The organism is Telluria sp. PB2R4, from assembly GCF_059685695.1.
The window spans coordinates 107,919-134,460 of sequence record NZ_JCASIC010000015.1; the positions used below are offsets into that span (position 1 = coordinate 107,919).

Annotated in this window: 26 protein-coding genes and 1 riboswitch; of the genes, 19 read left to right on the top strand and 7 right to left on the bottom strand. The window is 64.8% G+C overall.

Annotation, left to right across the window (positions count from 1 at the left end):
• Positions 1-46: 46 nt before the first annotated feature.
• Entirely contained in the window at positions 47-574 is a 528-nt protein-coding gene (locus AC56LU_RS21310) for a YybH family protein (RefSeq protein ID WP_497177617.1), read from the bottom strand.
• Positions 575-880: 306 nt separating this feature from the next.
• On the bottom strand, positions 881-2,245 hold the full coding sequence (locus tag AC56LU_RS21315) for a peptidoglycan DD-metalloendopeptidase family protein (RefSeq protein ID WP_497177618.1): 1,365 nt from the start codon (positions 2,243-2,245) through the stop codon (positions 881-883).
• Between the two features lie 161 nt (positions 2,246-2,406).
• On the opposite strand from AC56LU_RS21315, the gene tyrS reads away from it, so the two are divergent.
• The 11 genes from tyrS to AC56LU_RS21370 all read left to right on the top strand — a co-directional run bounded on the left by tyrS (position 2,407) and on the right by AC56LU_RS21370 (position 12,912).
• The gene (gene tyrS / locus AC56LU_RS21320) at positions 2,407-3,669 is read left to right on the top strand and encodes a tyrosine--tRNA ligase (protein ID WP_497177619.1); all 1,263 of its coding nucleotides are present in this window, start codon (positions 2,407-2,409) and stop codon (positions 3,667-3,669) included.
• A gap of 10 nt (positions 3,670-3,679) precedes the next feature.
• Positions 3,680-4,147: a D-aminoacyl-tRNA deacylase gene (dtd, locus tag AC56LU_RS21325; RefSeq protein ID WP_497177620.1), complete on the top strand. Its 468-nt coding sequence runs from the start codon at positions 3,680-3,682 to the stop codon at positions 4,145-4,147.
• Positions 4,148-4,196: 49 nt separating this feature from the next.
• Complete coding sequence (locus tag AC56LU_RS21330; protein WP_497177621.1) at positions 4,197-4,862, top strand: YbhB/YbcL family Raf kinase inhibitor-like protein; 666 nt, start codon at positions 4,197-4,199, stop codon at positions 4,860-4,862.
• A 30-nt stretch (positions 4,863-4,892) separates the two neighbouring features.
• Complete coding sequence (locus tag AC56LU_RS21335; RefSeq protein ID WP_497177622.1) at positions 4,893-5,573, top strand: histidine phosphatase family protein; 681 nt, start codon at positions 4,893-4,895, stop codon at positions 5,571-5,573.
• 143 nt (positions 5,574-5,716) lie between these two features.
• Complete coding sequence (gene dusB / locus AC56LU_RS21340; RefSeq protein WP_497177623.1) at positions 5,717-6,742, top strand: tRNA dihydrouridine synthase DusB; 1,026 nt, start codon at positions 5,717-5,719, stop codon at positions 6,740-6,742.
• 105 nt (positions 6,743-6,847) lie between these two features.
• Positions 6,848-7,081 carry a helix-turn-helix domain-containing protein gene (locus AC56LU_RS21345; protein ID WP_027865797.1) on the top strand — a complete coding sequence of 78 codons (234 nt, stop codon included), beginning with the start codon at positions 6,848-6,850 and terminating at the stop codon, positions 7,079-7,081.
• Positions 7,082-7,173: 92 nt separating this feature from the next.
• Positions 7,174-8,772 carry a bifunctional phosphoribosylaminoimidazolecarboxamide formyltransferase/IMP cyclohydrolase gene (purH, locus tag AC56LU_RS21350; protein ID WP_497177624.1) on the top strand — a complete coding sequence of 533 codons (1,599 nt, stop codon included), beginning with the start codon at positions 7,174-7,176 and terminating at the stop codon, positions 8,770-8,772.
• Positions 8,773-9,006: 234 nt separating this feature from the next.
• Entirely contained in the window at positions 9,007-9,543 is a 537-nt protein-coding gene (gene ruvC / locus AC56LU_RS21355) for a crossover junction endodeoxyribonuclease RuvC (RefSeq protein WP_497177625.1), read from the top strand.
• Between the two features lie 28 nt (positions 9,544-9,571).
• On the top strand, positions 9,572-10,150 hold the full coding sequence (ruvA, locus tag AC56LU_RS21360) for a Holliday junction branch migration protein RuvA (protein WP_497177626.1): 579 nt from the start codon (positions 9,572-9,574) through the stop codon (positions 10,148-10,150).
• Between the two features lie 9 nt (positions 10,151-10,159).
• A complete protein-coding gene (gene ruvB, locus AC56LU_RS21365) occupies positions 10,160-11,227 on the top strand; it encodes a Holliday junction branch migration DNA helicase RuvB (RefSeq protein WP_497177627.1) in 1,068 nt (355 codons plus the stop codon).
• A 149-nt stretch (positions 11,228-11,376) separates the two neighbouring features.
• Positions 11,377-12,912: a right-handed parallel beta-helix repeat-containing protein gene (locus AC56LU_RS21370; protein WP_497177628.1), complete on the top strand. Its 1,536-nt coding sequence runs from the start codon at positions 11,377-11,379 to the stop codon at positions 12,910-12,912.
• 94 nt (positions 12,913-13,006) lie between these two features.
• On the opposite strand, the gene AC56LU_RS21375 is transcribed toward AC56LU_RS21370, so the two are convergent.
• Complete coding sequence (locus AC56LU_RS21375) at positions 13,007-13,543, bottom strand: peptide-methionine (S)-S-oxide reductase (protein WP_497177629.1); 537 nt, start codon at positions 13,541-13,543, stop codon at positions 13,007-13,009.
• Positions 13,544-13,901: 358 nt separating this feature from the next.
• Between AC56LU_RS21375 and AC56LU_RS21380 the strand changes: the two genes are divergently transcribed.
• From AC56LU_RS21380 to AC56LU_RS21390, 3 genes are read left to right on the top strand one after another with little or no spacing between them, the layout of a single operon-like run.
• The gene (locus AC56LU_RS21380) at positions 13,902-15,698 is read left to right on the top strand and encodes a CIA30 family protein (protein WP_497177630.1); all 1,797 of its coding nucleotides are present in this window, start codon (positions 13,902-13,904) and stop codon (positions 15,696-15,698) included.
• 18 nt (positions 15,699-15,716) lie between these two features.
• Positions 15,717-16,829, top strand: a complete 1,113-nt coding sequence (locus AC56LU_RS21385; RefSeq protein ID WP_497177631.1) for a sensor histidine kinase — start codon at positions 15,717-15,719, stop codon at positions 16,827-16,829.
• Entirely contained in the window at positions 16,826-17,431 is a 606-nt protein-coding gene (locus AC56LU_RS21390) for a response regulator transcription factor (protein ID WP_497177632.1), read from the top strand. The genes AC56LU_RS21385 and AC56LU_RS21390 overlap by 4 nt, the downstream gene beginning before the upstream one ends.
• 6 nt (positions 17,432-17,437) lie before the next feature.
• Here the strand turns inward: AC56LU_RS21390 and AC56LU_RS21395 are convergent, their stop codons facing one another.
• The 4 genes from AC56LU_RS21395 to AC56LU_RS21410 all read right to left on the bottom strand — a co-directional run bounded on the left by AC56LU_RS21395 (position 17,438) and on the right by AC56LU_RS21410 (position 21,969).
• Positions 17,438-17,860, bottom strand: a complete 423-nt coding sequence (locus tag AC56LU_RS21395; RefSeq protein ID WP_497177633.1) for a hypothetical protein — start codon at positions 17,858-17,860, stop codon at positions 17,438-17,440.
• 103 nt (positions 17,861-17,963) lie between these two features.
• The gene (locus AC56LU_RS21400) at positions 17,964-18,335 is read right to left on the bottom strand and encodes a VOC family protein (protein ID WP_497177634.1); all 372 of its coding nucleotides are present in this window, start codon (positions 18,333-18,335) and stop codon (positions 17,964-17,966) included.
• A gap of 28 nt (positions 18,336-18,363) precedes the next feature.
• Positions 18,364-18,810 (bottom strand): DUF2147 domain-containing protein, encoded by a 447-nt coding sequence (locus AC56LU_RS21405; RefSeq protein ID WP_497177635.1) that lies wholly within the window; start codon positions 18,808-18,810, stop codon positions 18,364-18,366.
• A 360-nt stretch (positions 18,811-19,170) separates the two neighbouring features.
• Positions 19,171-21,969 (bottom strand): valine--tRNA ligase, encoded by a 2,799-nt coding sequence (locus AC56LU_RS21410; RefSeq protein WP_497177636.1) that lies wholly within the window; start codon positions 21,967-21,969, stop codon positions 19,171-19,173.
• An 88-nt stretch (positions 21,970-22,057) separates the two neighbouring features.
• A riboswitch (TPP riboswitch) is annotated at positions 22,058-22,163 on the top strand.
• A gap of 64 nt (positions 22,164-22,227) precedes the next feature.
• Here AC56LU_RS21410 and thiC point away from each other — a divergent pair.
• Genes thiC through thiE form a run of 5 tightly spaced genes read left to right on the top strand, consistent with a single transcriptional unit; the run spans position 22,228 to position 26,517 of the window.
• Complete coding sequence (gene thiC, locus AC56LU_RS21415; protein ID WP_497177637.1) at positions 22,228-24,108, top strand: phosphomethylpyrimidine synthase ThiC; 1,881 nt, start codon at positions 22,228-22,230, stop codon at positions 24,106-24,108.
• Positions 24,108-24,311 carry a sulfur carrier protein ThiS gene (gene thiS, locus AC56LU_RS21420; protein ID WP_497177638.1) on the top strand — a complete coding sequence of 68 codons (204 nt, stop codon included), beginning with the start codon at positions 24,108-24,110 and terminating at the stop codon, positions 24,309-24,311. Before thiC ends, thiS begins: the two co-directional genes overlap by 1 nt.
• 24 nt (positions 24,312-24,335) lie before the next feature.
• The gene (locus tag AC56LU_RS21425; protein ID WP_497177639.1) at positions 24,336-25,130 is read left to right on the top strand and encodes a thiazole synthase; all 795 of its coding nucleotides are present in this window, start codon (positions 24,336-24,338) and stop codon (positions 25,128-25,130) included.
• The gene (gene thiD / locus AC56LU_RS21430; RefSeq protein ID WP_497177640.1) at positions 25,130-25,891 is read left to right on the top strand and encodes a bifunctional hydroxymethylpyrimidine kinase/phosphomethylpyrimidine kinase; all 762 of its coding nucleotides are present in this window, start codon (positions 25,130-25,132) and stop codon (positions 25,889-25,891) included. The genes AC56LU_RS21425 and thiD overlap by 1 nt, the downstream gene beginning before the upstream one ends.
• Positions 25,888-26,517, top strand: coding sequence for a thiamine phosphate synthase (gene thiE, locus AC56LU_RS21435; protein ID WP_497177641.1), 630 nt, complete (start codon positions 25,888-25,890; stop codon positions 26,515-26,517). The genes thiD and thiE overlap by 4 nt, the downstream gene beginning before the upstream one ends.
• The last annotated feature ends 25 nt before the right edge of the window (positions 26,518-26,542 follow it).

The following is a 26,542-nucleotide window of genomic DNA, read 5'->3' on the forward strand; positions in this document are numbered from 1 at the left end:
CGCCAGTGGGCCGGCCGGCATGCAAGTGCGCAGGCTGGCCCCTGGACTACTTCTTCGGCGGCGGTACCGGGTTCATTTCCATTGACCAAATCACCGCCGCAATCTTCCATCCCTCCTCGGTGCGGACCAGCTGCCAGCTCTCCTTGCCCCAGTTGTTCCGGTAATTGTCGCGCATGAAGCTGTAGTCAAACAGCACCTGCGCGATGTCGCCATCGGTATCGATGCGCACGTTCTCGAAGGTTTCGCTACGCGCTTCTGGGGTGCGAGCAATATTTTCAATGAACTTGCGCGGCGTGCTGCGCATAATCTTGGGCAAGACTTGCTTCGGATCCTTCAACGCGGCCCGCTCGCGCGCCATGCTGGTATCGGTGTCGACACCCACCCAGGTAATGTCTTCGTGCAGGAACAGGCGCATGAAGCCGGCCGTGTCCTTCGCAATGATCGCCTTGTCGAATGCCTGGACGATGGCTTCGATCTGGCGGCGGCTTTCGGCAGGGTCTTGTGCGGCAGCGCGTTGGGGCAGGGTGGCGAGCAGGGCCAGGCAGAGCGTGGCGGCAGCAAAAACAGGTCTCATGGTATTTCCTCGATGATGTTTTCAAGTAAAGCTCGCATGAACTCTAGCATTGAAAAACAATCATCAGGCAATAAAATTTCTATATAGTGGAAATTAAACTGCTACACCATGGAATTTATGCTTGCTGAATAAAAGAAGTGCTGAAAGCAAACGCCCCGCGGCATGCAAGATGCGGCGGGGCGTTTGAGGAAAAGGGAAGCGCTGGGAGCGCCTAACAACACCCCGAGGGCAAGGCGCATCGTCGAAGACAGTACGTTAGTACGGCGAGACGATGCAACGCAGCCATCGGGGGAATTGTTAGGTGCTCTAGCGTGCAGCCATGGCGTTGCCGCTTGGCGCCAGCAGCGAGAAGCGGTGATTCATCTCGGCAGCGGCCATGCGGAAGCGGCTCAGTTCGGCCTGGGTCAGCGGCTGCTGGGCCAGCGACTTGAACTTGTTCGGGTCCTTGGCCTGGCCAGCGACGCGGAACTCGTAGTGCAGGTGCGGGCCGGTCGACCAGCCGGTCGAACCGACGTAGCCGATGACCTGGCCCTGGCTGACCTTGCTGCCCTTGCGCACGCCCGGAGCGAAGCGGCTCATGTGGGCATAGGCGGTGCTGTAGCTCGACCAGTGCTTCAGGACGACCTGGTTGCCGTAGCCGCCGCTGTTGCCGGCAAAATCGACGACGCCGTCGGCGGCCGCGCGGATCGGGGTGCCCGACGAGGCTGCGTAGTCGACGCCCTTGTGCGCCTTCCACTTGCCCGAGATCGGGTGGGTGCGCATCGAGAAGCCGGACGAGATACGCGAGAATTCCAGCGGCGACTTGAGGAAAGCTTTCTTCAGCGACTTGCCGTCCAGGCTATAGTAGCCGCCCTGCTTGGTGACCGGGTCTTCGTACCACACCGACTGGTAGGCCACGCCGCGGTTGACGAATTCGCCTGCCAGGATGCGGCCGGTCTTGATCAGTTCGCCATCGAGCCAGAAGGTTTCGTACACAACATTGAACCGGTCGCCACGCTTGATGTCGGAGCGGAAGTCGATGTTGGTCGAGAACATTTCGATGATCTGGGCGACCACCGAGTCCGGCATGCTGCCGCCGTCGACATTCGAGTCGGTCGCCGAATACAGCGAGCTGGTGATTTCGCGCGAACGCATCTCGACGCGGCGCTCGAGCTTGGCCGGCGCTTCGGTGGCGACGAACTTCTCGCCCTGGCGCTCGACGGTGATGCGGCGTGCCTCGCCGGCCTTGCCGTCGGTGATCGTGGCGCGCATCGACAGCAGCAGGCCATGTTCATCGGTTTCGGCCTGGACGCGCTTGCCGGTCTTGAGGGACAGCAGGCGGCGGGCGGTTTTGTCGCTACGGAAGAATTTCTGGGCGTCGGCGTCGTTGACACCAAGGCGGGTGAAGAGGGAGCCAAGCGAATCGCCTGGTCGGATACGCTCTTCGTGGATGAACTCCTGCTGGTCTTGCTGCAGGGCGGCGATCTGGTCTGCAAGATTCGGCAGTTCCAGGCTCTGCTCGATCGAGGTGACCGGCATGTCTGCCGCGTCGGGGGCGATCGGGGCCACGGCGACTGCGCCGAAAGCACACACGCTCAGGAGTGCGGCGCCGGCGCTCACGATGCGCGATTTGCGCGTTCGCGGCAGCAGCTGGAGCAGGCTCTTGCTAGTGATTTTATGTATAGGGTTCATGCAATCAGTTAAAATTTGCGGCTGAACTTCTAAGGTTCCAGTTTCTTATCGATCTGCAAAGTTTTCTACAGGAAACTGAAAAACGATCGTGAATTATACCAAAAGAACTGGTCCTACAATACCCTTGGCAATTTTCCTACATAAATACTCAACTCGCATATATGACTTCCACTGTTTCGTCCGGTAGCGGCGCTCCGCTGAATTCTTCCGCTTCCCTGCCGTTGACGGACAAGGTGCTCGAGGCGCTGGCCATTGCCAGGCGCGGTGTCGATGAACTGCTGATCGAGAGCGAATTCGCCCAGAAGCTGGCGCGCTCCGAACAGTCGGGCAAGCCGCTGCGCATCAAGCTGGGCCTGGACCCGACCGCGCCCGACCTGCACCTTGGCCACACCGTGGTGCTGAACAAGATGCGCCAGCTGCAAGACCTGGGCCACCAGGTGATCTTCCTGATCGGCGACTTCACGTCGATGATCGGCGACCCTTCGGGCCGCAATGTCACGCGTCCGCCGCTCACCAAGGAGCAGGTCGAGGAAAACGCCATGACCTACTTCCGCCAGGCCTCACTGGTGCTGGACGCCGCGCGCACGGAAATCCGCTACAACTCGGAATGGTGCGACCCCCTGGGCGCGCGTGGCATGATCCAGCTCGCCTCGCGTTACACCGTCGCCCGCATGATGGAGCGCGACGATTTCACCAAACGCTACAAGAGTGGGACTCCCATTGCTGTGCATGAGTTCCTGTACCCTTTGATGCAGGGCTATGATTCGGTCGCTTTGAAGGCGGATCTTGAACTTGGGGGTACCGACCAAAAGTTCAACCTGCTGGTTGGCCGCGAGTTACAGAAAGATTACGGCCAGGAACAGCAGTGCATCCTGACCATGCCGCTGCTCGAAGGCCTGGACGGCGTCGAAAAGATGTCCAAGTCCAAGAACAATTACATCGGCATCACCGAAGCCCCGAACACCATGTTCGGCAAGCTGATGAGCATCTCGGACGACATGATGTGGAAGTACTACGACTTGCTGTCCTTCCGCTCGATCGCCGAGATCGCCCAGGTCAAGGCCGAAGTCGCCGGGGGCGCCAACCCGCGCGATGCGAAAGTTGCGCTGGGTAAGGAAATCGTCACGCGCTTCCATTCGGCCCAGGCCGCCGACGATGCGCTGGCCGACTTCGTCAACCGCTCGAAGGGCGGGATCCCGGACGATGTACCGGCAGTGAGCCTGCCGGGTGCGCCGCTGGGCGTGGCCCAGTTGTTGAAGGCGGCCGGCCTGTGCGCCTCGACCTCGGAAGCCATGCGCATGGTCGACCAGGGCGGCGTGCGCATCGACGGCGCCGTCGTCAGCGACAAGGGCCTGCAGGTCGAGGCCGGCACCTTTGTCATGCAGGTCGGCAAGCGCAAGTTCGCGCGCGTCACGCTGGCATGATCGGTCTGCGATGATTGGATTACTGCAGCGCGTCAGCGAGGCCAGCGTACGCGTCGACGGCGAGACCGTCGGCGCGATTCAATCGGGCCTGATGGTGTTGGTGTGCGCCGAAAAGGGCGACACCGAGCGCGAAGCCGAGGCCCTGCTGGCCAAGCTGCTGGGCTACCGCGTGTTCGCCGACGCCGCCGGCAAGATGAACCGCAGCATCACCGACACGGCCGGCGGCCTGCTGCTGGTGCCGCAGTTCACGCTGGCTGCCGATACCAGGTCGGGCACGCGTCCCTCCTTCTCGCCGGCCGCCGCGCCGGAAGACGGGCGGCGCCTGTTCGAGCATGTCGTGCGCCAGGCCCGTGAGCGGCATGGCATTGTCGAGACCGGCAAATTCGGAGCGGACATGAAAGTTTCGCTCATCAACGATGGTCCTGTCACATTCTGGCTGCAGGTTGATCCCGTCGCGGTGGCAGGTGCACAGCGCTGAAACCTGCGTCGCCGTCGCGGGTCAATAGCAGGAAGGGCAGGGAGGTCATATGCGGATCTGGAGCGATTCATTTACCGAAGGCGGGACGATCCCGCCCCACTGTGCGTTCGCGGTGAGCGACCCGGACAGCCACGTCAGGCTGTCCAGCAATCGCAGTCCGCATCTCGCCTGGGACGACGTGCCTGCGGGCGCCAAGTCGCTGGTGCTGATCTGCCACGATCCCGATGTGCCGTCCGTCGGCGACGACGTCAACCAGGAGGGCAAGACCGTCTCCGCTGCGCTGCCGCGGGTCGACTTCTTCCACTGGTCGCTGGTGGACATCCCGGTCGTCCTGAAGTCGCTGGCCGAGGGCATGTTCTCCGACATGGTCACCCCGCACGGCAAGCCGGGCCCGCTGGTGCCCTTCACGATCAAGAACGGCACCGAGCACCAGTTGCGCCAGGGCATCAACGATTATACCGGCTGGTTCGCAAGCGATCCGACCATGGCCGGCGAGTATTACGGTTATGATGGCCCCTGTCCGCCATGGAACGACGAGCGGGTGCATACCTACGTGTTTACGCTGTATGCGCTCGACATCCCGCGGCTGCCGCTGGTGGGCCGCTTCGGCGGCGCCGAACTGCGCCTGGCAATCCGCGGGCATATCCTGGACGAAGCACGCACCTTCGGCGTGTATTCGCTCAATCCCGACGTGGCCCCCCTACTTGCGACCTGAACCGCCCCGAGGTTCGGGCGAACGAACCTCATGCTTTCAAACGACAACGCTCCATCTTCCACCGCAGCCCCGACGACCATCCTCCTGATCCGCCATGGCGAAACCGCCTGGAACGCTGAAAAGCGGCTCCAGGGGCATCTCGACATCGCGCTCAATGCCGAGGGCGAGCGCCAGGCGGCCCTGCTGGGCGCCGCGCTTGCCGCCGAGCGCATCGACCACATCGTTTCCAGCGATTTGCAGCGGGCGCGCCAGACCGCCGACGCTATCGCCCGCCCGCGTGGCGCGCAGGTCGGCCTTGACGCGGCGCTGCGCGAGCGCTGCTACGGGGGCTTCGAAGGCTTGCTGTACAGCGAGATCGCGGCGCGCTTCCCACGCGAGTTCGCGGCCTGGCAGGCGCGCGACGTCGATGCAGACTTGCCGCCGGGGACCAACCGCGGCGAGACGTTCCATGCGTTTTTCGATCGGACCACGGGCGCCATCATGGCGCACGCGGCGGCGCATCCAGGCCGGACCGTCGCGCTGGTGGCGCATGGCGGGGTGCTCGAATGTGCCTACCGCGCAGCGCTGGGGCTGTCGCTGGAAACGCCGCGCGACTTCAAGGTGCTCAATGCGAGCGTGAACCGGTTCGTGGTGGAGGAGGGTGTCTTGCGGCTAGTGAGCTGGGGTGAGGTTTCCTACCTTCAGCCGGCGGTATTGGACGACCTGGGATAGGCGGCTTTGGTGGGGTGTCTACCCTCGTTGAATGCCCCTGCCAATATCACACACACAACAGTACCGAAAAATTCTGCCGCTATTTTGAGCAACGAATGAGGTAAAATACTAGGTTCCCGAGAAACTTTAAAGACTTTTCCGCGGTGCAAATCGGTCCTTACATCCTGCGTAACAATGTCTTCGTCGCCCCCATGGCCGGGGTGACGGACCGCCCGTTCCGCCAGCTGTGCAAGCAGCTCGGCGCCGGCTACGCCGTGTCCGAAATGGCGGCCTCGAACCCGCGCCTGTGGGCCAGCGAGAAGACGGCGCGCCGTACCGACCATGCCGGCGAAATGGAACCGAAGGCGGTGCAGATCGCGGGCGCCGACCCCAAGGACCTGGCCGACTGCGCGAAGTTCAACGTCGAGCGGGGCGCCCAGATCATCGACATCAACATGGGCTGCCCGGTAAAGAAGGTCTGCAACAGCTGGTGCGGTTCGGCCCTGCTGCAGCACGAAGACCTGGTCGAGCGCATCCTGCATGCGGTCGTCGAAGCGGTCGATGTGCCGGTCACGCTGAAATTTCGCACCGGCTGGGATCGCCAGAACAAGAATGCCCTCACCATCGCCCGCATGGCGGAACAGGCCGGCATCCAGATGCTGACCCTGCACGGACGCACCCGCGCCGACGGCTACAAGGGAGAGGCCGAATACGACACCATCCGCGCCGTCAAGGCGGCGGTCGGGATCCCGGTGGTGGCCAACGGCGACATTACCACCCCGGAAAAGGCGAAATTCGTGCTCGACTACACCGGCGCCGACGCCGTGATGATCGGGCGCGCCGCCCAGGGCCGCCCCTGGATCTGCCGCGAGATCGACCATTACCTGCGTACTGGCGAGCACCTGCCGGCGCCGCTGGTCGAAGAAGTGCGCGCGCTGATGAACGAGCACCTGCCGGCCCACTACGCCTTTTACGGCGACTTCATCGGTGTCCGCTCGGCGCGCAAGCACATCGGCTGGTACGTCGAGGACCTGCCGGGCGGCGAAGAATTCCGCCAGCGCATGAACTTGCTGGAATCGACGACCGAGCAGCTCGCGGCGGTCGACGCCTTTTTGAAATCGCAACTGCGGCATGGGGAGCGGTTACAATACCGGCCCGCTCATCCTGCCGATGTGGCGATGGCGGCATAAGTACAAGTAATAGCACCATAAAAAGTAGTCATAAGAACGAGAATAAAACGGGGACACGCTGCTTCAGCGGCGAGCAATCATTAACCAGGATGAGCAGCAGAGAACATGAGCAAAGAAAGTATCCAGGAAGTCGTCCAGAAAAGCCTCGAGGACTATTTCAACGATCTGGGCGAGCAGAAACCGACGAACATCTACGACATGATGGTCCTGACGGTGGAAAAACCGGTCCTTGAAGTGGTCATGACGCGCGCCGACGGCAACCAGTCGCATGCTGCACAAATGCTGGGCATCAACCGAAATACCTTGCGCAAGAAACTCCAGGAGCACGGGCTCCTCTAAGCGCATTTGCATGGCGTGGCCGTGCGTCTGGGGCGCGGCCGGTTCACCGTCCGCGCGCCCGGATGCCAGAATTCTTAACCACAGGCCTCACCATGATCAAACAAGCACTGATTTCCGTTTCCGACAAAACCGGCGTCCTCGATTTCGCGAAGGCCTTGTCCGGCCTCGGCGTCAACATCCTGTCCACTGGCGGCACCGCTAAGCTGCTACAGGAAAATGGCGTGCAAGTTACTGAAGTCGCCGACTACACCGGTTTCCCGGAAATGCTCGACGGCCGGGTCAAGACCCTGCACCCGAAGGTGCACGGCGGCATCCTGGCGCGCCGCGACCTGCCTGAGCACGTCGCCAAGCTCGACGAGCACGGCATCCCGCAGATCGACATGGTCGTGGTCAACCTGTATCCGTTCCAGCAGACCGTCGCCAAGGACGAATGCGCGCTGGAAGACGCGATCGAGAACATCGACATCGGCGGCCCGACCATGCTGCGCTCGGCCGCCAAGAACCACCGCGACGTGGTGGTGATCGTCGACCCGGCCGACTACGGCGTGGTGCTGGCGGAAATGAAGGGCGTCGGCAGCGCCGACGCGGCCGGTGGAGCGCCGGTGAGCTACGAGACCAAGTTCCGCCTCGCCAAGAAGGTGTTTGCCCACACCGCGCAGTACGACGGCGCGATCACCAACTACCTGACCAGCCTCGGCGAAGACCGCCTGCACGCGACCCGCTCGCGCTACCCGCAGACCCTGAACATGAGCTTCGAGAAGGTGCAGGACATGCGCTACGGCGAAAACCCGCACCAGGGCGCCGCCTTCTACCGCGACCTGGTCGCCACCCCGGGCGCGCTGGCGAACTATGCCCAGCTGCAGGGCAAGGAACTCTCGTACAACAACATCGCCGATGCCGACGCGGCCTGGGAATGCGTCAAGTCGCTCGGCGGCCTCGGTCAGCCAGCCGGCTGCGTGATCGTCAAGCACGCCAACCCCTGCGGCGTGGCGATCGGCGTGGATGCGCTGGATGCCTATTCGCGCGCGCTGCAGACCGACCCGACCTCGGCTTTTGGCGGCATCATCGCCTTCAACGTCGAGGTGGATGCCCGCGCCGCCGAGGCGGTGTCGAAACTGTTCGTCGAAGTGCTGATCGCCCCCTCGTTCACCCCTGAAGCACGCCAGATCATGTCGGCCAAGCAGAACGTGCGCCTGCTCGAGATTCCGCTCGGCGATGGCCAGAATGCCTGGGACCTCAAGCGCGTCGGCGGCGGCGTGCTGGTGCAGGCGCCGGATGCGAAGAACGTGGGCCTGGGCGACCTGCGCGTGGTCAGCAAGAAGCAGCCGACCCAGCAGCAGCTGCAAGACCTGATGTTCGCCTGGCGCGTGGCCAAGTTCGTCAAGTCGAACGCGATCGTGTTCTGCGCCAACGGCATGACCCTGGGCGTGGGCGCGGGCCAGATGAGCCGTATCGACTCGGCGCGCATTGCCTCGATCAAGGCGCAGAACGCCGGCCTGTCCCTGAATGGCTCGGCGGTGGCCTCGGATGCCTTCTTCCCGTTCCGTGACGGCCTGGACGTGGTGGTCGATGCCGGCGCGACCTGTGTGATCCACCCGGGCGGCTCGATGCGCGACCAGGAAGTGATCGACGCGGCCGATGAGCGTGGCGTGGTGATGCTGTACACCGGCACCCGTCACTTCCGTCATTGATCTATCTCCGGCGAGGCGCTTTGGTAGGGTGGGCGGGGTAATTTCGGGCAATGCCCGGGATTACGAACGCCCACGCGTCCAACCAGCTTGGGTATGGACGCGATCGGGTCTTCTTACGATAGTTGAACGCGTGGGCGGCAGAGCCGCCCACCCTACGTGGTAACATTAATCACGCACTGTGTTTTTGCACAGTATTTTCCCCACGAACCCCCGCCAGCCGTATATCATTCCACAATGATTATCCTCGGCATCGACCCGGGCCTGCGTACGACGGGCTTCGGCGTCATTGAAAAACACGGCACGAAACTACGTTACATCGCGTCCGGCACCATCAAGACCGGTACCGAGGGCGCGCTGCCGCCGCGCCTCAAGGTGATCCTGAAGGGCGTAGGCGAAATCGTCAGCGCCTACCAGCCGGGCTGCGCGGCCATCGAAAAAGTCTTTGTCAACGTCAATCCGCAATCCACGCTGCTGCTGGGCCAGGCGCGTGGCGCCGCCATCACGGCCCTGGTCGGGGCCGACCTCGACGTGGCCGAATACACGGCGGTGCAGGTCAAGCAGGCGGTGGTCGGCACCGGCAAGGCGGCCAAGGCGCAGGTGCAGGACATGGTGGCGCGCCTGCTGAAGCTCCCGGGCCTGCCCGGCAGCGACGCCGCCGACGCGCTCGGCGTGGCGATCTGCCACGCCCACAGCATCGACACGCTGTCGATGCTCGGCGCCCTGACCCCGGGCGCTCCCGCGCTGCGCATGAAACGCAGCCGCCTCGTCTAATGAATCGGTTATAACCCAAGGAACCAGCATGATCGGTCGTCTCTCCGGTACCCTGCTCGAAAAAGCGCCGCCGCACGTGCTGGTGGACTGCAACGGCGTCGGCTATGAAGTCGACGTGCCGATGAGCACCTTCTACAACCTGCCGCATACCGGCGAAAAAGTGGTGCTGTTCACCCACCTGGTGGTGCGCGAAGATGCGCACCTGCTGTTCGGCTTCGGTACCGCTTCCGAGCGCGCGCTGTTCCGCCAGCTGATCAAGATTACCGGCATCGGCGCCCGCATGGCGCTGTCGATCCTGTCGGGCATGACGGTGGCCGATCTGTCGCAGGCCGTCACCTTGCAGGAAACCGGACGCCTGGTGAAGGTGCCCGGCATCGGCAAGAAGACCGCCGAGCGCCTGCTGCTGGAACTGAAGGGCAAGCTGGGCGCCGACATCGGCGTGGTCGGCGGGGCAGTGCGCGACGACGCCCAGGCCGACGTACTCAATGCGCTGGTCGCTTTGGGGTATTCTGACAAGGAGGCGCTGTTGGCAACCAAGAACATGCCAGCGGGTTCGAGCGTCTCCGACGGCATCAAGTTTGCGCTGAAAGCACTGTCCAAAGCATAAAGTAGAACGATGAGCATCCAGACCGACAATTTTACCGAGCAGCGCGTGATCGACGCGGCCCCCGCCTCGCCCAACGAGGAGGCGATCGAACGCGCCTTGCGTCCCAAGCAGCTCGAAGAGTACGTCGGCCAGGAAAAAATCCGCGACCAGCTGGAGATCTTCATCTCCGCCGCCCGCAAGCGCCGCGAAGCGCTCGACCACACGCTGCTGTTCGGCCCGCCGGGCCTGGGCAAGACCACGCTGGCCCACATCATCGCGCGCGAGATGGGCGTCAACCTGCGCCAGACCTCCGGCCCGGTGCTCGAGCGCCCGGGCGACCTGGCGGCGCTCTTGACCAACCTCGAGCCGAACGACGTGCTGTTCATCGACGAGATCCACCGCCTGTCGCCGGTGGTCGAAGAGATCCTGTATCCGGCGCTCGAGGACTACCAGATCGACATCATGATCGGCGAGGGTCCGGCCGCGCGTTCGGTAAAGCTCGACCTGCAGCCGTTCACGCTGGTCGGCGCCACCACCCGCGCCGGCATGCTGACCAACCCGCTGCGCGACCGCTTCGGGATCGTGGCGCGCCTCGAGTTCTACAACGTCGAGGAGCTGACCAAGATCGTCACCCGCAGCGCCGCGCTGCTGGCGGCGCCGATCGACCAGCACGGCGCGCGTGAAGTGGCGCGCCGTGCGCGCGGCACGCCGCGTATCGCCAACCGCCTGCTGCGCCGCGTGCGCGACTACGCGGAAGTGAAGGGCAACGGCGACATCACCAAGGACATGGCCGACCGCGCGCTCAAGATGCTTGACGTCGACACGGTCGGCTTCGACGTCATGGACCGCAAGCTGCTCGAAGCCGTGCTGTTCAAGTTCAACGGCGGCCCGGTGGGCATCGGCAACCTGGCGGCGGCCATCGGCGAGGCGGCCGACACCATCGAAGACGTGCTCGAACCCTACCTCATCCAGCAGGGCTACCTGCAGCGTACTCCGCGCGGACGGATCGCCACGCCGCTGGCGTATCAACACTTCGGCGTCACCGCGCCGCGCATCAGCCCGACCGGCGATTTGTGGGATAGCCTGCCGCCGGCCTGAGGGTGCCGGCAAAGGCCGCCATTGTCGCGTGTCGGCGATGGCGGAAGTGGCGTTGCCGCCACTCAGCCGGAAAATTTGAACAAGCAGTCATTGCCGCATCGTGAACACCAAGCGTAGCATCGTCCTGGCGGGCAGAGCATTGGAGAACGATGATGAGCAAAAGAAGAGACTTCCTTCGGATTGCTTCGCGTGTCGGCGTCTCCGCATGCGCGGGGAGCGTGCTGCCGGGATTCGCGTTGGCCCAACCCGGACGCAGCGCGAATGTGCATTACATCGATCCAGGCGTCAGCGGGCCTGGGGACGGAACGCTCGCCAATCCTTTCCGCTCGTGGACCAGCGTGTCCTGGGTGCCCGGCCATACCTATCTGCAAAAGCGCGGCACGACGTATTCGGGTGTGTTCCGGGTGTCGGCCAGCGGCACGGCGCTGCAGCGCATCACGATCGGCGCTTACGCCCGATCCAACGGCAGCGACGACAGCTCATTGCCCAAGCCGGTCATCGTCTTGCCGGCGGCGCCGACCATGCCGACCGACGGCGCCTCGATCGCAGCCTACAAGCAGGAGCGCGACTTCGTCACCTACCGCAACCTGGACATCCGGAACAGCGCTTTGCCGGAAGGGAGCGATGTGGCCATCATCTGGCTGGGCAATGGCTGCGTTTTCGAGAAAAACACCGTGACCTCGAATTGCGCCGGCGTGTATGTCTTCGAAAAGAATCATGTGAGCATTTCGGACTGTGTGCTCGACGTCATCAGCAATGGCGCCAACTACGGCAACCAGGGGATCCTCGTCGCCGGCAACACCAACATCGACGATATCCGCCTGCTCAATAATACGGTCCGCCACCGCGGCGGCGGTTCGGCGGCCTCGTATGGCATCCGCTGCGAAACGTATAACAGCGCCTCCTTCCTGACACGGCTCGTGATCAGCGGGAACCGCGTTTCTCCGCCGTCCGGCACTGCCTACAACCCGAACCGCAGGGCGATCGGCATCTACCTGGTCCAGGGAAGTGCCGCCACGCTGGACAGGAACACCGTCACCGGGATGCTTACCGGCATCTTCATGAATGGTGGCGACCTCAGCTACGTGGGCAACAATAACTGCAGCAACAATATGAATTTCGGAATTCATATCAGCGGCGTTGCCCGGGCCTACACCATTGAACGCAACGTCTGCAATGCCAACGGCGGCACCTTGACCAGCACGTATTACGGCCGGGGGATCGAGCTGTCGTCGAAGGTCGGCCAGGACGCGGTATCCGGCCACACGATCCGCTACAACACCTGCAGGTTCAACTACAATTTCGGCGGTCCCTTGGACAACGGTTCGGAAGGCGTCGGCATCGGTGTGGACGATGGGGCCAGCAAGTGCCAGGTGTACGGCAATACAGTGTCGAACAATGAAGGAAACGGAATCCAGATGTACGGCGGCGGCGACAGGGCCAAGTGGCCTGATACGGGCGGCCATTTAATCGATTCCAACAAGCTGAGTTCAAACTGTACTTTTTCGGTCCTGAATCGGCGCAGCGGAGGGAATACGCCCAGTCCGTTCCAGGCGCATATCGCGCTGGCTTACATTTACGGTAGTCCGACCGTCGTTTCCAACAATAGCTTCGCGGGAAAAACCAGCATGGGGATTTATACCGACGGTACCGATGCGAACATCACGACCGTCCGTAATGGCTAGGCAGACCTTTACGGTAGTTCTCAAGCCCGTGTCTGGCAGTGTACGTCTGCAACCGACCCGATCTCGGAAGTTCGCACGCGTCAGGATTCTGCGGCTACTCACCTGCCGACCTGAGTAAACAGCCGAATTCCTTTCTAAGTAGCGCCAGCTTCGGGTCGATATAGGTGGTGCAAAACGGGCTGCCGCTATTCTTTTCAGAATAGCGCTGAAAGCGCTTATCCGATGCTTTGAAGCTTCGAAAGGGTAGGATTCGGGTGACAAGAGGCGCGTCGAATCCTGGCCCGACTTCTATCAGGACGCGCCGTGCAGCCTCGGCCTGGACCTCGTCCATCACATAAACCGCGCTGCGATACTTGCGCCGCATGGAATGGTTCGACGTGCTTGAATGCGTCCGTAAATGGATCTCGATCAAGGACCCGAGCGAGATTTTGTCTGGTTGGAAGGTGAGCAACACGGCTTCGGAGAACGTGTCGTCGGGGGCGTCTGCCCGGATGAACCCCTGCTCCACGCGGATAACGCCGCGAAGGGCAGCGAACACGGCTTCAGTGCACCAATGGCAGCCTCCGCCAAAGCCGATTCTGTGCACCTCAGCAGACATCAACGATTCACCTCGCGAAGCTGCATGGGCCATGACGGCAGCTTTGCTTCCCCTCTGTGCGGGGGGAGCGTTCCAGGTAGCTGCACGTGGGACACAGCTCCGCTATCGATCATCTTCAGACCAGGCAGTTCGGAACAGAATTGCTCTAATCGTTCTTGCACCATATGAATGACACTCCTGGATGAACGGCAGTCCTTACGTCCGCCTTTGGCCAATAGCGAGCCGCCGGAATGCTTCAGTTTATGGACATACTGTTTGTATAGCAAATTGATACTCAGGCGCGCCAATCGATCCATATGACAATTGTCATGCCAAACAGATGGCGCCTGCTTCTACCGGCGCCGTCGTCGTACTCGCATACTGGCTTCACATCAACCCATGCGAGGAACGTATGAAGCCCACCGCCCTGAAAGTCCTGTCCGCCGCCGTCCTGCTGATGGCGGCCTCGGTCCACGCAGCACCAACCCTGGTCCAGGACGTGCGCGTCTTCGACGGCGAGCGGGTGCACGAACGCCGCTCGGTCCTGTTCGACAAGGGCGTCATCGTCGACGCCGACTTCCGCGGCCCGGCGCCGGGCAATGCGCGGGTGGTGAGCGGCGCCGGCCGCACGCTGTTGCCGGGCCTGATCGACGCCCACACACACGCGTTCCGCTTTTTCGAGCTGCCGGTGCTGTTCGGGGTGACCACCCAGGTCGACATGTTCACCGAGATTGGCTTGATGAAGAAGGCGAAAGGGGAGATGGCGCAAGGCGGCAACCACGCCCACGCCGACCTGTTCTCGGCCGGCATCCTGGTGACCGGCCCGAACGGCCACGGCACCCAGTTCGGCGTGCCGATCCCGACCATCACCGGGCCGGAACAGGCGCAGGCCTTTGTCGACGCGCGCATTGCGGAAGGCTCGGACTTCATCAAGATCGTGATGGAAGGCGGCTACGGCTTTCGGTCGATCAGCCTGGACACCGCGAAAGCCCTGATCGATGCGGCCCACAAGCGCGGCAAGCTGGCGGTGGTCCACATCAGCAACGAAAAGGATGCGCGCGCCGTGCTGGAAGCCGGCGCCGACGGCCTGGTGCACCTGTTCACCGGGGAAGCGGGCGATGCCGAGGGCCTGGCGCGGCTGGCCGCCAGCCGCGGCGCGTTCGTGATCCCGACTTTTGCGGTACTCGAGAGCATGGCCGCCTGGCGCGGCGACGACCTGCTGGCGGTGCCCGCTTTTGCCGGCCTGCTCGACAAGGATGCGCAGGCCCCGCTCAAGGCGCGCTACGGCACCAAGGAGCGCCCGGCGCTGCTGGCGGCGCCGAAGGCTGTCACCGCAGCGATGCTCAAGGCCGGCGTGCCGGTACTGGCCGGCACCGACGCCGGCAACCCCGGGACGCAGTATGGCGTCAGCATGCACCGCGAGCTGGCGGCGCTGGTCGAGGCCGGCCTGAGCCCGGCGCAGGCCCTCGCCGCCGCCACCAGCGCGCCGGCAAAAGCCTTCAAGCTGGGCCAGCGCGGCCGCATCGACAAGGGCTACAAGGCCGACCTGCTGCTGGTCGAGGGCAACCCGGCGGCGGACATCAAGGCCACCCGCCGGATCGTCGAAGTGTGGAAGGACGGCGAGAGCGCCGCCGGCCTGCGCGACGCCCAGCGCGGGAGGGTGGCCAAGGCCGCGCAGGAGGGGCAGGGCGGCAAGGCACTCGCGCTGCCGGCGGACGGCCGTATCAGCCGGTTCAGCGCGGAGCGCCTCGCCAGCCCCTTCGGCATGGGCTGGGGACCGTCGACCGACAGCTTCGCCGGCGGCAAGTCGAGCGTGAAGCTGGCCGTGCAGCCGGCGCTGCCCGATGGCCAGGTGCCCTTGATGATCGATGCCAAGGTGGCGCCAGGCCTGCCCTTTGCCTGGGCCGGCGTGGCCTTCATGCCCGGCAGCCAGCCGATGGGATCGGTGGACCTGAGCGGCGTGAAGGCGGTGCGCTTCAAGGCGCGCGGCGACGGCAAGGACTACCAGATGATCGCCATGTCGCAAGGCGTGCAGATCCCCGGCGCGAAGTTCTTCACCGCGGGCCCGCAGTGGACGGAAGTGACGGTGCCGTTCAGCGAGCTCAAAGGCATCGATCCGGCGGCGATCACCATGTTAGGATTCAACGCCGGCCCGCAGCCGGGCGACTACCGCTTCGAGATCGCCGACGTGCGCCTGCTGGCACATTAAAACCTACCATCCCAAGACATGAACAAGATCAGGGAAGTGCTGTCGAAACCGTGGGTCCCGCCGGAGCTGGGCAGGATGCCGTACTTCTGGCTGCTGAGCCTATGCTACCTGGGCTGGAAGTACATCTACGTCAGGCCCGGCAGCCTTGAACTGGCCATGCTGGCCTTGACGTTGGCGGTGTTCGTACCGCTCTACCTGGCCAGCTTCTGGGCGCGCGGCTGGCAGGTACTGGCCTGCATGGGGGCGGGCTGCCTGCTCGGGGCCATCTGGGTGCGCTGGAACGTCGGCGCCGCCAGCTTCTTCATCTTCGCCTGCGCCATGGCTGCCCGGATCATCCGCTTACGGCGCGCCATGCTGGCCATCGCGGGCGTGATCGTCGCCGGCCTGCTCGCCTCGCTGCTGCAGCCGCAGGCGCAGATGCGTTTCATCTTCCTGATGCCGCTGCTGACCGCCGGCCTGCCGGTGGGCCTCGGCGCCGTCATGGATGCGCGTTTGCGCCGCTCGCGCCAGGAACTGATGCGCAAGCAGGAAGAGGTCGAGCACATCGCCACCATCGCCGAGCGCGAACGCATCTCGCGCGACCTGCACGACCTGCTCGGACATTCATTGTCGCTGATCGCGCTGAAGGCGGAACTGGCGCGCAAGCTGGTGCATCGCGATGCCGATGCCTGCGCACGCGAGGTCGGCGACATCGAGACCAGTGCGCGCCAGGCCCTGGCCGAGGTGCGCGCCGCCGTCACCGGCTACCGCGAGAAGGGCCTGGCGCATGCACTGGCGGGCGCGCGCGCCAGCCTGGCGGCGGCCGACGTCGCGCTGGAAGAAAAGGTGGAACGCATCGACCTGGCGCCGGCCGCAGAGAACGTGGTGGCGCTGGCGCTGCGCGAAGCCGTCACCAACGTGGTGCGCCATGCGGACGCGAAGCACTGCCGCGTATCGCTGGTGCTGGAACACGGCGTTGCCGTGCTGCGCATCGCCGACGACGGGTGCGCACGGAGCGGCACCGATATCCGGCATGGCAATGGCTTGAGCGGCATGCGCGAACGCGCGGCCTCGATCGGTGGCAAGCTGGCACTGCACGCCCAAACCGGTCTCGAACTCGAACTGCGCGTCCCTGCGGGAGTGTCGCCATGATCCGCATCCTGCTGGCCGAAGACCAGAACCTCGTGCTCGGCGCGATGGCCGCGCTGCTGCGGCTGGAGCCCGACTTCGAGGTTGTCGGCGCCGCCACCAACGGCAGGGACGCCCTGGAGATGTGCGAGCGGCTCACGCCCGACATCGTCCTGACCGACATCGAAATGCCCCTGATGACCGGGCTGGAACTGGCGGCGCAGCTGAAGGAACGGCGCTTGCCGCCGAAGGTCATTGTGGTGACCACCTTCGGGCGCAGCGGCTACCTGCGGCGCGCGCTGGAGGCCGGCGTGCGCGGCTACCTGCTGAAGGATGCGCCGGTGGACTCCTTGGGGGCGGCGATTCGCGCGGTGCATGGCGGCGGGCGGGCAATCGCGCCCGAGCTGGCGCTGGAAAGCTGGAGCGGCAGTGGCGATCCGCTCACCGAGCGCGAACGCCAGGTGCTGCGCCTGGCGGGAGAAGGGCGCAGCAGCGGCGATATCGCGCGCCAGGTTCACCTGTCCGAGGGGACGGTGCGCAATTACCTGTCGGAGGCGATCAGCAAGCTCAATGCAGCGAACCGGGTCGAGGCCTACCGCATGGCGCGCGACGCCGGCTGGCTGTAGTGGACATCAGAGGTGGTTCAGCACCTGCATGCGGGTTTGCCGGCCTTCGCGGGCACGCACGCGGCCGGCACTCGGTTCCTGCACCATCGACCGCACCAGGGCCAGCGACACGATCAGCGTAAAGCTGAGCAGCGCCCCGCTCAGCCACAGGGCGGTCGGTTCGACGCTGCCCCACAAGGTGGCCGCACCGGCCACGAACGGGGCCAGCAACACCACGGTGCACTGGCGGCGCAGCGCGGGAGAGCGTTTGATGCGGTGGCCGGTCATGCTGATGAAGAAGAAGCTCGATGCCGCCAGCAGCATGACGGCCAGCAGGACGGCGGAGCGGGACAGCTCGGCAGCGCCGGCGCCGTTCGGGAACAGCACCACCGGTGGTGTCACCAGCACCAGGATTCCTGCCAGCAGGCAGGCGAGACGCAAAAATATCATTCGACTTTCCCTCGTATTCAATTCGTTGTATTAACAACTCAGCAATACGGGAGGATATCGAAATTGCAATGTGTGCGGCGCGCGACTGAAACGTGGCGGCGTCCTAGGCCCCTGGCATCTCCTGCCCGATCATGATGCGGTGTCCGTCGGCCGTGCTCAGCCCGAATTCGCGCATGCCCCAGGGTTCGTCGCGCAGCGGCTTGACGAATTCGGCGCCGGCGGCCAGGGCGCGCGCATGCCAGGCCGCGACGTCGAGGACGTCGAGGTACGCGAAATAGGAATGGTCGCCGGTCTGCGCCGCCGGCATGGCGTCGGGGCAGGCGCCGGCCATGATGCGGCAACCGTCGCGGATGAACATGCGCCAGCCCGGATCGCCCATCTCGTGGATGGCGAAGCCGAGGACATCGCGGTAGAACGCCGCCGAGCGCTCGAGGTCGGGGACGGCCAGCACGTACAGGTGGTCGCGAATTGTCATGCCATCCTCCTGCTGCCGCCCCGGGGATTTACTGTTCGCGGACCCAGGTCTGCGAACGCCCGAACATCGGCGCGCCGATGTAGCCGCGCACTTCGAGCTTGCTGCCGTTGTCCTTCAGCGCAGCCTTGCTCTTGTAGGTCTTGCCCTTGGACGGGTCGAGGATCTCGCCGCCTTTGTACTCGTTGCCGTCCTTTTTCAGGCCGGACAGGATGGTCATGCCGATGATCGGCTGGTCCTTGCGCGCGCCCTCGCAGGCGGTGCATTTCGGGTTCTGGTCCTGGTCGGCAGGGCGGTACAGTTTCTCGATCTTGCCGGTCAGGATGCCGTTGTCTTCGGTGATGCGCACCAGCGACTTGGGCTTGCCGGTTTCGTCATCGATCGTTTTCCACATGCCGGCGGCCGAGGTGTTCTGCGCCATGGCAGCCGGTGCGGCGAGGATCAGGGCAATCAGGCTTGCCTGCATCAGTTTACGCATTGTCAGTCTCCATTGTTGTGTTGTCGGACGAGGCCAGTGTAGCAAACTGTGTTGACGCCGGGGGGATCGGAAAGCTGAAGAAGTCCTCCAATCGGCGCAGCGAAGCAACTGAGATGGATGTCAGTAGGGTGGGCGGCTGTACCGCATGGCGTGATCGGCTGCGTGATGGACGCCGCCCACGCGTTCATGCGGCGATTGGACAGTCGTTCAGTCTGCTCGCAGGCGCGTTGAACGCGTGGGCGGCATCCACGCGGCGGGCCGGCCAGCACCAGGGTGGAGCCGCGCCACCCTACAAGGGCGCAACGGGCAGCGGAAACAAAAAACGCGGCCGAGGCCGCGTTTTCTTGGAGGCTCCCGGCGTTACGCCGCCGGCAGCTTGGCCAGCTGTTCCTGCATCTTGGCCAGCGTGGCCGAGAAGTTCGCCACGCGTTCCTGCTCCTGCGCCACGACGGCCGCCGGGGCGCGGGCGACGAAGCTTTCGTTGGACAGCTTGCCGCTGGCCTTGGTGATCTCGCCCTGCAGGCGCGCGATCTCCTTCGCGAGGCGCTCGCGCTCCGCGGCGACGTCGATCTCGACCTTCAGCATCAGCTTGGTGGTGCCGACGATCGACACGGCCGCCGGCGATTCCGGCAGCGCGTCGACGATCTGCACTTCTTGCAGCTTGCCCAGCGACTGGATGTACGGGGCGAACACCGCCATGCGTTCACGGTCCTGCGCGTTGCCCGGCTCGACGATCAGCGGCACGCGCACCGACGGCGACAGCGACATTTCGCCGCGCAGGTTGCGGGTGGCGTCGACCAGCGCCTTGAGCTGCTCCATCCAGGCTTCCGCCTCTTCGCTTACCAGCGAGGTGTCGGCCAGCGGGTAGGGCTGCATCATGATCGAATCACCGGTTTTTCCGGCCAGCGGCGCGATGCTCTGCCACAGCGCTTCGGTCACGAACGGGATGATCGGGTGCGCCAGGCGCAGGATCACTTCCAGCACGCGCAGCAGGGTGTGGCGGGTGGCGCGTTGCTGCGCTTCCGTACCCTGCTGGACCGAGACCTTGGCCAGTTCCAGGTACCAGTCGCAGTACTCGTCCCACACGAACTTGTAGATGGCGCTGGCGATGTTGTCGAAGCGGTAGTCGGCGAAGCCCTTCGCGATTTCCAGCTCGGCGCGGTTCATCAAGGAGATGATCCAACGGTCGCTTGGTGCCAGGTCTTCGGGATTCGGCTGGCTGCAGTCCTTGCCTTCCGTGTTCATCATCACGAAGCGGGTGGCATTCCACATCTTGTTGCAGAAGTTGCGGTAGCCCTCGCAGCGGCCGAGGTCGAAATTGATGTTGCGGCCCAGCGAAGCGTAGCTCGCCATCGTGAAGCGCACCGCGTCGGTGCCGAAGGACGGGATCCCTTCCGGGAATTCCTTGCGCGTGGCCTTGGCGATCTTGTCCGCGGCGCGCGGGTCCATCAGGCCGGTGGTGCGCTTGGCCACCAGCGACTCGATGTCGATGCCGTCGATCAGGTCGATCGGGTCGAGCGTGTTGCCCTTCGACTTGGACATCTTCTGGCCTTGACTGTCGCGCACCAGGCCGTGCACGTACACGGTCTCGAACGGCACCTTGCCGGTGAAGTGGGTCGTCATCATCACCATGCGGGCGACCCAGAAGAAGATGATGTCGAAGCCGGTCACCAGCACCGAGGACGGCAGGAAGTGCTTCATGTCCGGGGTTTCTTCCGGCCAGCCCATGGTCGAGAAAGGCACCAGGGCCGACGAGAACCAGGTATCGAGCACGTCGTCGTCGCGGCGCAGGGCGCCGGTGATGCCTTGTGCGGCGGCCTTGGCCTGCGCTTCTTCTTCGGTGCGCGCCACGACGATCTCGCCGTTCTCGCCGTACCATGCCGGGATGCGGTGGCCCCACCACAGCTGGCGCGAGATGCACCAGTCCTGGATGTTGCCCAGCCACTGGTTGTAGGTCGTGCTCCAGTTTTCGGGCACGAATTTGATCTCACCGTTCGCCACTTTTTCGAGGGCGACTTCGGTGATCGACTTGCCCGGATTGAAAGTGCCTTCCGGCGCCGGCTTGCTCATGGCGACGAACCACTGGTCGGTGAGCATCGGCTCGATGACGACGCCGGTGCGGTCGCCGCGCGGGACCATCAGCTTGTGCGGCTTGACCTGTTCGAGCAGGCCTTGCGCTTCGAGGTCGGCGACGATCTGCTTGCGCGCGGCGAAGCGGTCCAGGCCCTGGTACTGGCTTGGGCCATTCTCGTTGATCTTCGCATCGAGCGTGAAGATGTTGAGCGGCGCAAGGCCGGCGCGCTGGCCGACCGCGTAGTCGTTGAAGTCGTGGGCCGGGGTGATCTTCACGCAGCCGGTGCCGAATTCCTTGTCGACGTAGCTGTCGGCGATCACCGGGATCTGGCGGCCGGTGAGGGGCAGGGTGAGGAGCTTGCCGTGCAGGTGGGTATAGCGCTCGTCGGTCGGATCGACCGCCACGGCGACGTCGCCCAGCATGGTCTCGGGACGGGTGGTGGCCACGGTCAGGTGGCCGGAACCGTCGGCCAGGGGGTACTGGATGTACCACATCGAGCCGTCTTCCTCCTGCGAGTCGACTTCCAGGTCGGAGACGGCCGTTCCCAGCACCGGGTCCCAGTTGACCAGGCGCTTGCCGCGGTAGATCAGGCCCTGCTCGAACAGGCGCACGAACACCTCGGTGACGCTCTGCGAGCGCGGCTCGTCCATCGTGAAGTATTCGCGCTTCCAGTCCGCGGACGCGCCCATGCGGCGCATCTGGCCGGTGATGGTGCTGCCCGACTTTTCCTTCCACTCCCAGACCTTCTCGATGAAGGCGTCGCGGCCCAGGTCGTGGCGCGAGATCTTCTGGGCGTCGAGCTGGCGCTCGACCACGATCTGGGTGGCGATGCCGGCGTGGTCGGTGCCCGGCACCCACGCGGTGTTATAGCCGCGCATGCGGTAGTAGCGGGTCAGGCCATCCATGATGGTCTGGTTGAAAGCATGGCCCATGTGCAGGGTGCCGGTGACGTTCGGCGGCGGCAGCTGGATGGCGAAGGACGGCTTGCCGTCTTCCATGCTGGCGGTGAAGTAACCGCGCTGCTCCCATTCGGTGCGCCAGTATTGTTCAATTTCTGCGGGCTCGAAAGACTTGGCAAGTTCCATGATGTGATGGCTGAGAATTTTGCGAAAAGAACCATTATAGAGTAGATGGCGCTATAATCCGCCGCGCAGCGTCCGGGAAGCCGGGCGCGGCACACGCTAGGGGTCCTGCTGTCGCATACGTGACACGCGGGTGAGAAATACCCTCCGAACCTGATCTGGATAATGCCAGCGAAGGGAAGCAGCCGGAACACGGCCAGGGAGCGCATGCGCTTGCCCGGCCGCACCGGCACTCCTTTGCTGGCTCCGCAAAGGAGCCACATGAATGCACCTCTGAAATTCGACGCCGCGACCGCCACGGTCGACCAGGCGGCGATCGAACCCTTCCCCAACTCGCGCAAGGTCTACATCGAAGGCAGCCGGCCCGATATCCGCGTGCCGATGCGCGAGATCTCGCAGTCGGCCACGCCCGACGGCTTCGGCGGCGAGCGGAACCCGCCGCTGTTCGTCTACGACACCTCGGGTCCGTACACCGACCCGGCGCTTGCCATCGACGTGCGCCGTGGCCTGGGCACGCCGCGCCTGCCGTGGATCCTCGAGCGCGGCGATACCGAAGAGCTCTCCGGTCCCACGTCGGACTACGGCAAGGCGCGCCTGCTTGATCCGGCCCTCGCTGCGCTGCGCTTCGAGCTGCAGCGCACCCCGCGCCGCGCCCGCGCGGGCCGCAACGTCACCCAGATGCACTACGCGCGCTCCGGGCTGGTGACGCCCGAGATGGAATTCGTCGCCCTGCGCGAGAACCTGCGGCGCAAGGAATACATCGCCTCGCTGGTCGAATCCGGCCCGATGGGTGCGCGCGTCGCCAGCCTGCTGGCGCGCCAGCATCCGGGACAGTCTTTCGGCGCCAGCATGCCGCCCGAGATCACCCCCGAGTTCGTGCGCCAGGAAGTGGCGCGCGGCCGCGCCATCATCCCCGCCAACATCAACCATCCGGAAGTCGAGCCGATGATCATAGGCCGCAACTTCCTGGTCAAGATCAATGCCAACATCGGCAACTCGGCCGTCACGTCGTCGATCGGCGAGGAAGTGGAAAAGATGACCTGGGCGATCCGCTGGGGCGCCGACAACGTGATGGACCTCTCGACCGGCAAGCATATCCACGAGACGCGCGAATGGATCATCCGGAATTCGCCGGTGCCGATCGGGACCGTGCCGATCTACCAGGCGCTGGAAAAGGTCGGCGGCAAGGCCGAGGAACTCACGTGGGAGATCTACCGCGACACGCTCATCGAGCAGGCGGAGCAGGGCGTCGACTACTTCACCATCCACGCCGGCGTGCGCCTGGCCTATGTGCCGATGACGGCCCAGCGCCTGACGGGGATCGTGTCGCGCGGCGGCTCGATCATGGCCAAGTGGTGCCTGGCGCACCACCGGGAATCCTTCCTGTACACGCATTTCGAGGAGATCTGCGAGATCATGAAGGCCTACGACGTGTCGTTCAGCCTGGGCGACGGCCTGCGCCCTGGTTCGATCTACGACGCCAACGACGAAGCCCAGCTGGCCGAACTGAAGACGCTCGGCGAGCTGACGCAGGTCGCCTGGAAGCACGACGTGCAGACCATGATCGAGGGCCCCGGCCACGTGCCGCTGCACCTGATCAAGGAGAACATGGACCTGCAGCTGGAGCAGTGCAGCGAAGCGCCGTTCTACACCCTCGGGCCCCTGACCACCGACATCGCGCCGGGCTACGACCACATCACCTCCGGCATCGGCGCCGCCACCATCGGCTGGTACGGCACCGCCATGCTGTGCTACGTCACGCCCAAGGAGCACCTGGGACTGCCGGACAAGCAGGACGTCAAGGACGGCATCATCACCTACAAGATCGCTGCCCATGCGGCCGACCTGGCCAAGGGCCATCCCGGCGCCCAGCTGCGCGACAACGCACTGTCGAAAGCGCGCTTCGAATTCCGCTGGCAAGACCAGTTCAACCTCGGCCTCGACCCGGACAAGGCGCGCGCCTTCCACGACGAGACCCTGCCCAAGGAGTCGAGCAAGGTGGCCCATTTCTGCTCGATGTGCGGACCGCATTTCTGCTCGATGAAGATCACGCAGGAGGTGCGGGAATACGCGGCAAAAGGGATGGAAGAGAAGGCGATCGAGTTCGTGCGTGGCGGGGCGAAACTCTACCGGGAGGTGTGATGACGGAGATCGAACTGAACGGCGCCCCGTACCGCCTGCCTGTCGGGCTGTCGCTGCAGGACCTGGCCGGCCAGCTCGGCGTGGCCGGGCAGGCGGTGGCGGTCGCGGTCAACCGCGAAGTGGTGCCGCGCGCGCAGTGGCCGCAGCGGCAATTGCAGGCCAGGGACAAAGTGGACATCGTGCGCGCCATCGGCGGCGGTTGACCATACCAAAACATGGAGATGACAATGAACGCAATGACTGAACAAGACTACCTCACCATCGCCGGCCGCCAGTACGCCTCGCGCCTGCTGGTCGGCAGCGGCAAATACCGCGACCTGGCGCAGACGCGCGAAGCGACCCTGGCCGCAGGCGCCGAGATCGTCACCGTGGCGATCCGCCGCGTAAACATCGGCCAGGACCCGAATGCGCCCAGCCTGCTCGATGTGCTGCCGCTGGAAGAATTCACCATCCTGCCCAACACGGCCGGCTGCTACACGGCGAAAGACGCCGTGTACACGCTGCAGATGGCGCGCGAACTGCTGGGCGGGCGCAAGCTCGTCAAGCTGGAAGTATTGGGTGACGAAAAAAACCTGTTCCCGCAGATGCCCGAAACGCTCAGGGCCGCGGAAACGCTGGTGCGCGACGGCTTCGACGTGATGGTCTATTGCAGCGACGATCCGGTACAGGCGCGCATCCTGCAGGAGATCGGCTGCGTTGCCGTCATGCCGCTGGCCTCGCTCATCGGCTCGGGCATGGGCATCCTCAATCCATGGAACCTGTCGCTCATCATCGAGCAAGCCACGGTGCCGGTGCTGGTCGATGCCGGCGTCGGCACGGCCTCGGACGCGGCCATCGCCATGGAGCTCGGCTGCGACGGCGTCTTGATGAACACCGCGATCGCCGCCGCGAGCGACCCGGTGCGGATGGCGCGCGCCATGCGCCACGCCGTCATTGCCGGGCGCGAGGCCTGGCGCGCGGGACGCATGCCGAAGCGCTTCGCGGCCTCGCCATCGTCGCCGGTCGAGGGCATGGCGGTTTGATGGTGCCCACCGTGCTGGTCTTTGCCGGACTCGATCCCGGCGGCGGGGCAGGGCTGGCGGCGGACATCGCCGCCATCGGCGCGCTCGGCGGCCACGCGCTGCCGGTGGCGACGGCCCTGACCGTGCAGGACAACAACCGCGTGCACGAGGTGCAGCCGGTCGACGCGGGCCTGATCCTGCGCCAGGCCGATGCCTTGGTCGGTGCGTTCAGCATCGATGCGGTGAAGATCGGCATTCCCGGCAACCACGAGAACGCATCCGTCATCGCGCGGCTGCTGCGCCGGCTGCGCGCGGCCGACCCGGGGCTGCCGGTCGTGCTCGACCCCGTGCTGGCGAGCGGCAATGGCGACGCACTCGGCCTGGGCGATGCCGTCGCGCTACTGGCCGAGCTGCTGCCGCTGGCCACCGTGCTGGTACCGAACCTGCCCGAGGCCGCGGCGCTGGGTGCCGTGCCCTGCGAGCACGTGCTGGTCACCGGTGGCCACGGCCCGGGAGACATCATCGTCAACCGCTGGCAGCGCGACGGCGTGGAGCAGCGCGCCTGGCGCCTGCCGCGCCTGCCGTACAGCTACCACGGCAGCGGCTGCACGCTGGCCGCCGCCATCGCGGCGCGCCTTGCGCTGGGCGACCCGGTGGAGCAGGCGCTCGAACACGCGCAGGACTACTGCCACCAGGCGCTGGCGCACGCCTTCCGGATCGCACCGGGACAGCGCATTCCGCGCCGCATCCTGCAACCCCATGAAATCGAAAGAAGCAGATGAACACACACTTCCTGCGCGGGCTCTACCTGGTCACCCCGGATTGGGACGACACCGAACGCCTGCTTGCCGTCACCGACATCGCCCTGGGCGCCGGCGCTTCCCTGGTGCAGTACCGCCATAAGCGCGCCAGTCCCGCCTTGCGCGCCGAGCAGGGAGCGGCCCTGCTGGCCCTGTGCCGCGGCCACGGCCGGCCGCTCGTGATCAACGACCACATCGACCTGTGCCGCGACCTCGACGCCGACGGCGTGCACCTCGGCGGCACCGACGCTCCGGTGGCGCAGGCGCGGGCCCTGCTCGGACCGGACAAGCTCGTCGGCGCCTCCTGCTACGGTGAGCTGAAGCTGGCGGAAAGCGCCCGGCAGGCCGGCGCCAGCTACGTGGCCTTCGGCGGCTTCTACCCCTCGCCGGTCAAGAAATACAGCTTCGTCACGCCGCCTGCACTGGTCGAGGTGTGGCGCGACCGCGTGGCCTTGCCGATGGTGGTCATCGGCGGCATGACCCCGGCGGGCGCGGCGCCGCTGGTGAAGCGCGGCGCGGCCATGGTGGCGGCGATCACGGGCGTGTATGCGGCGGACGACCCCGGCGCGGCCGTGCGCGATTTCTGCGCGCTGTTTCAGCCCGCCTGAACATACAATAGCGGCGTTGCCAACT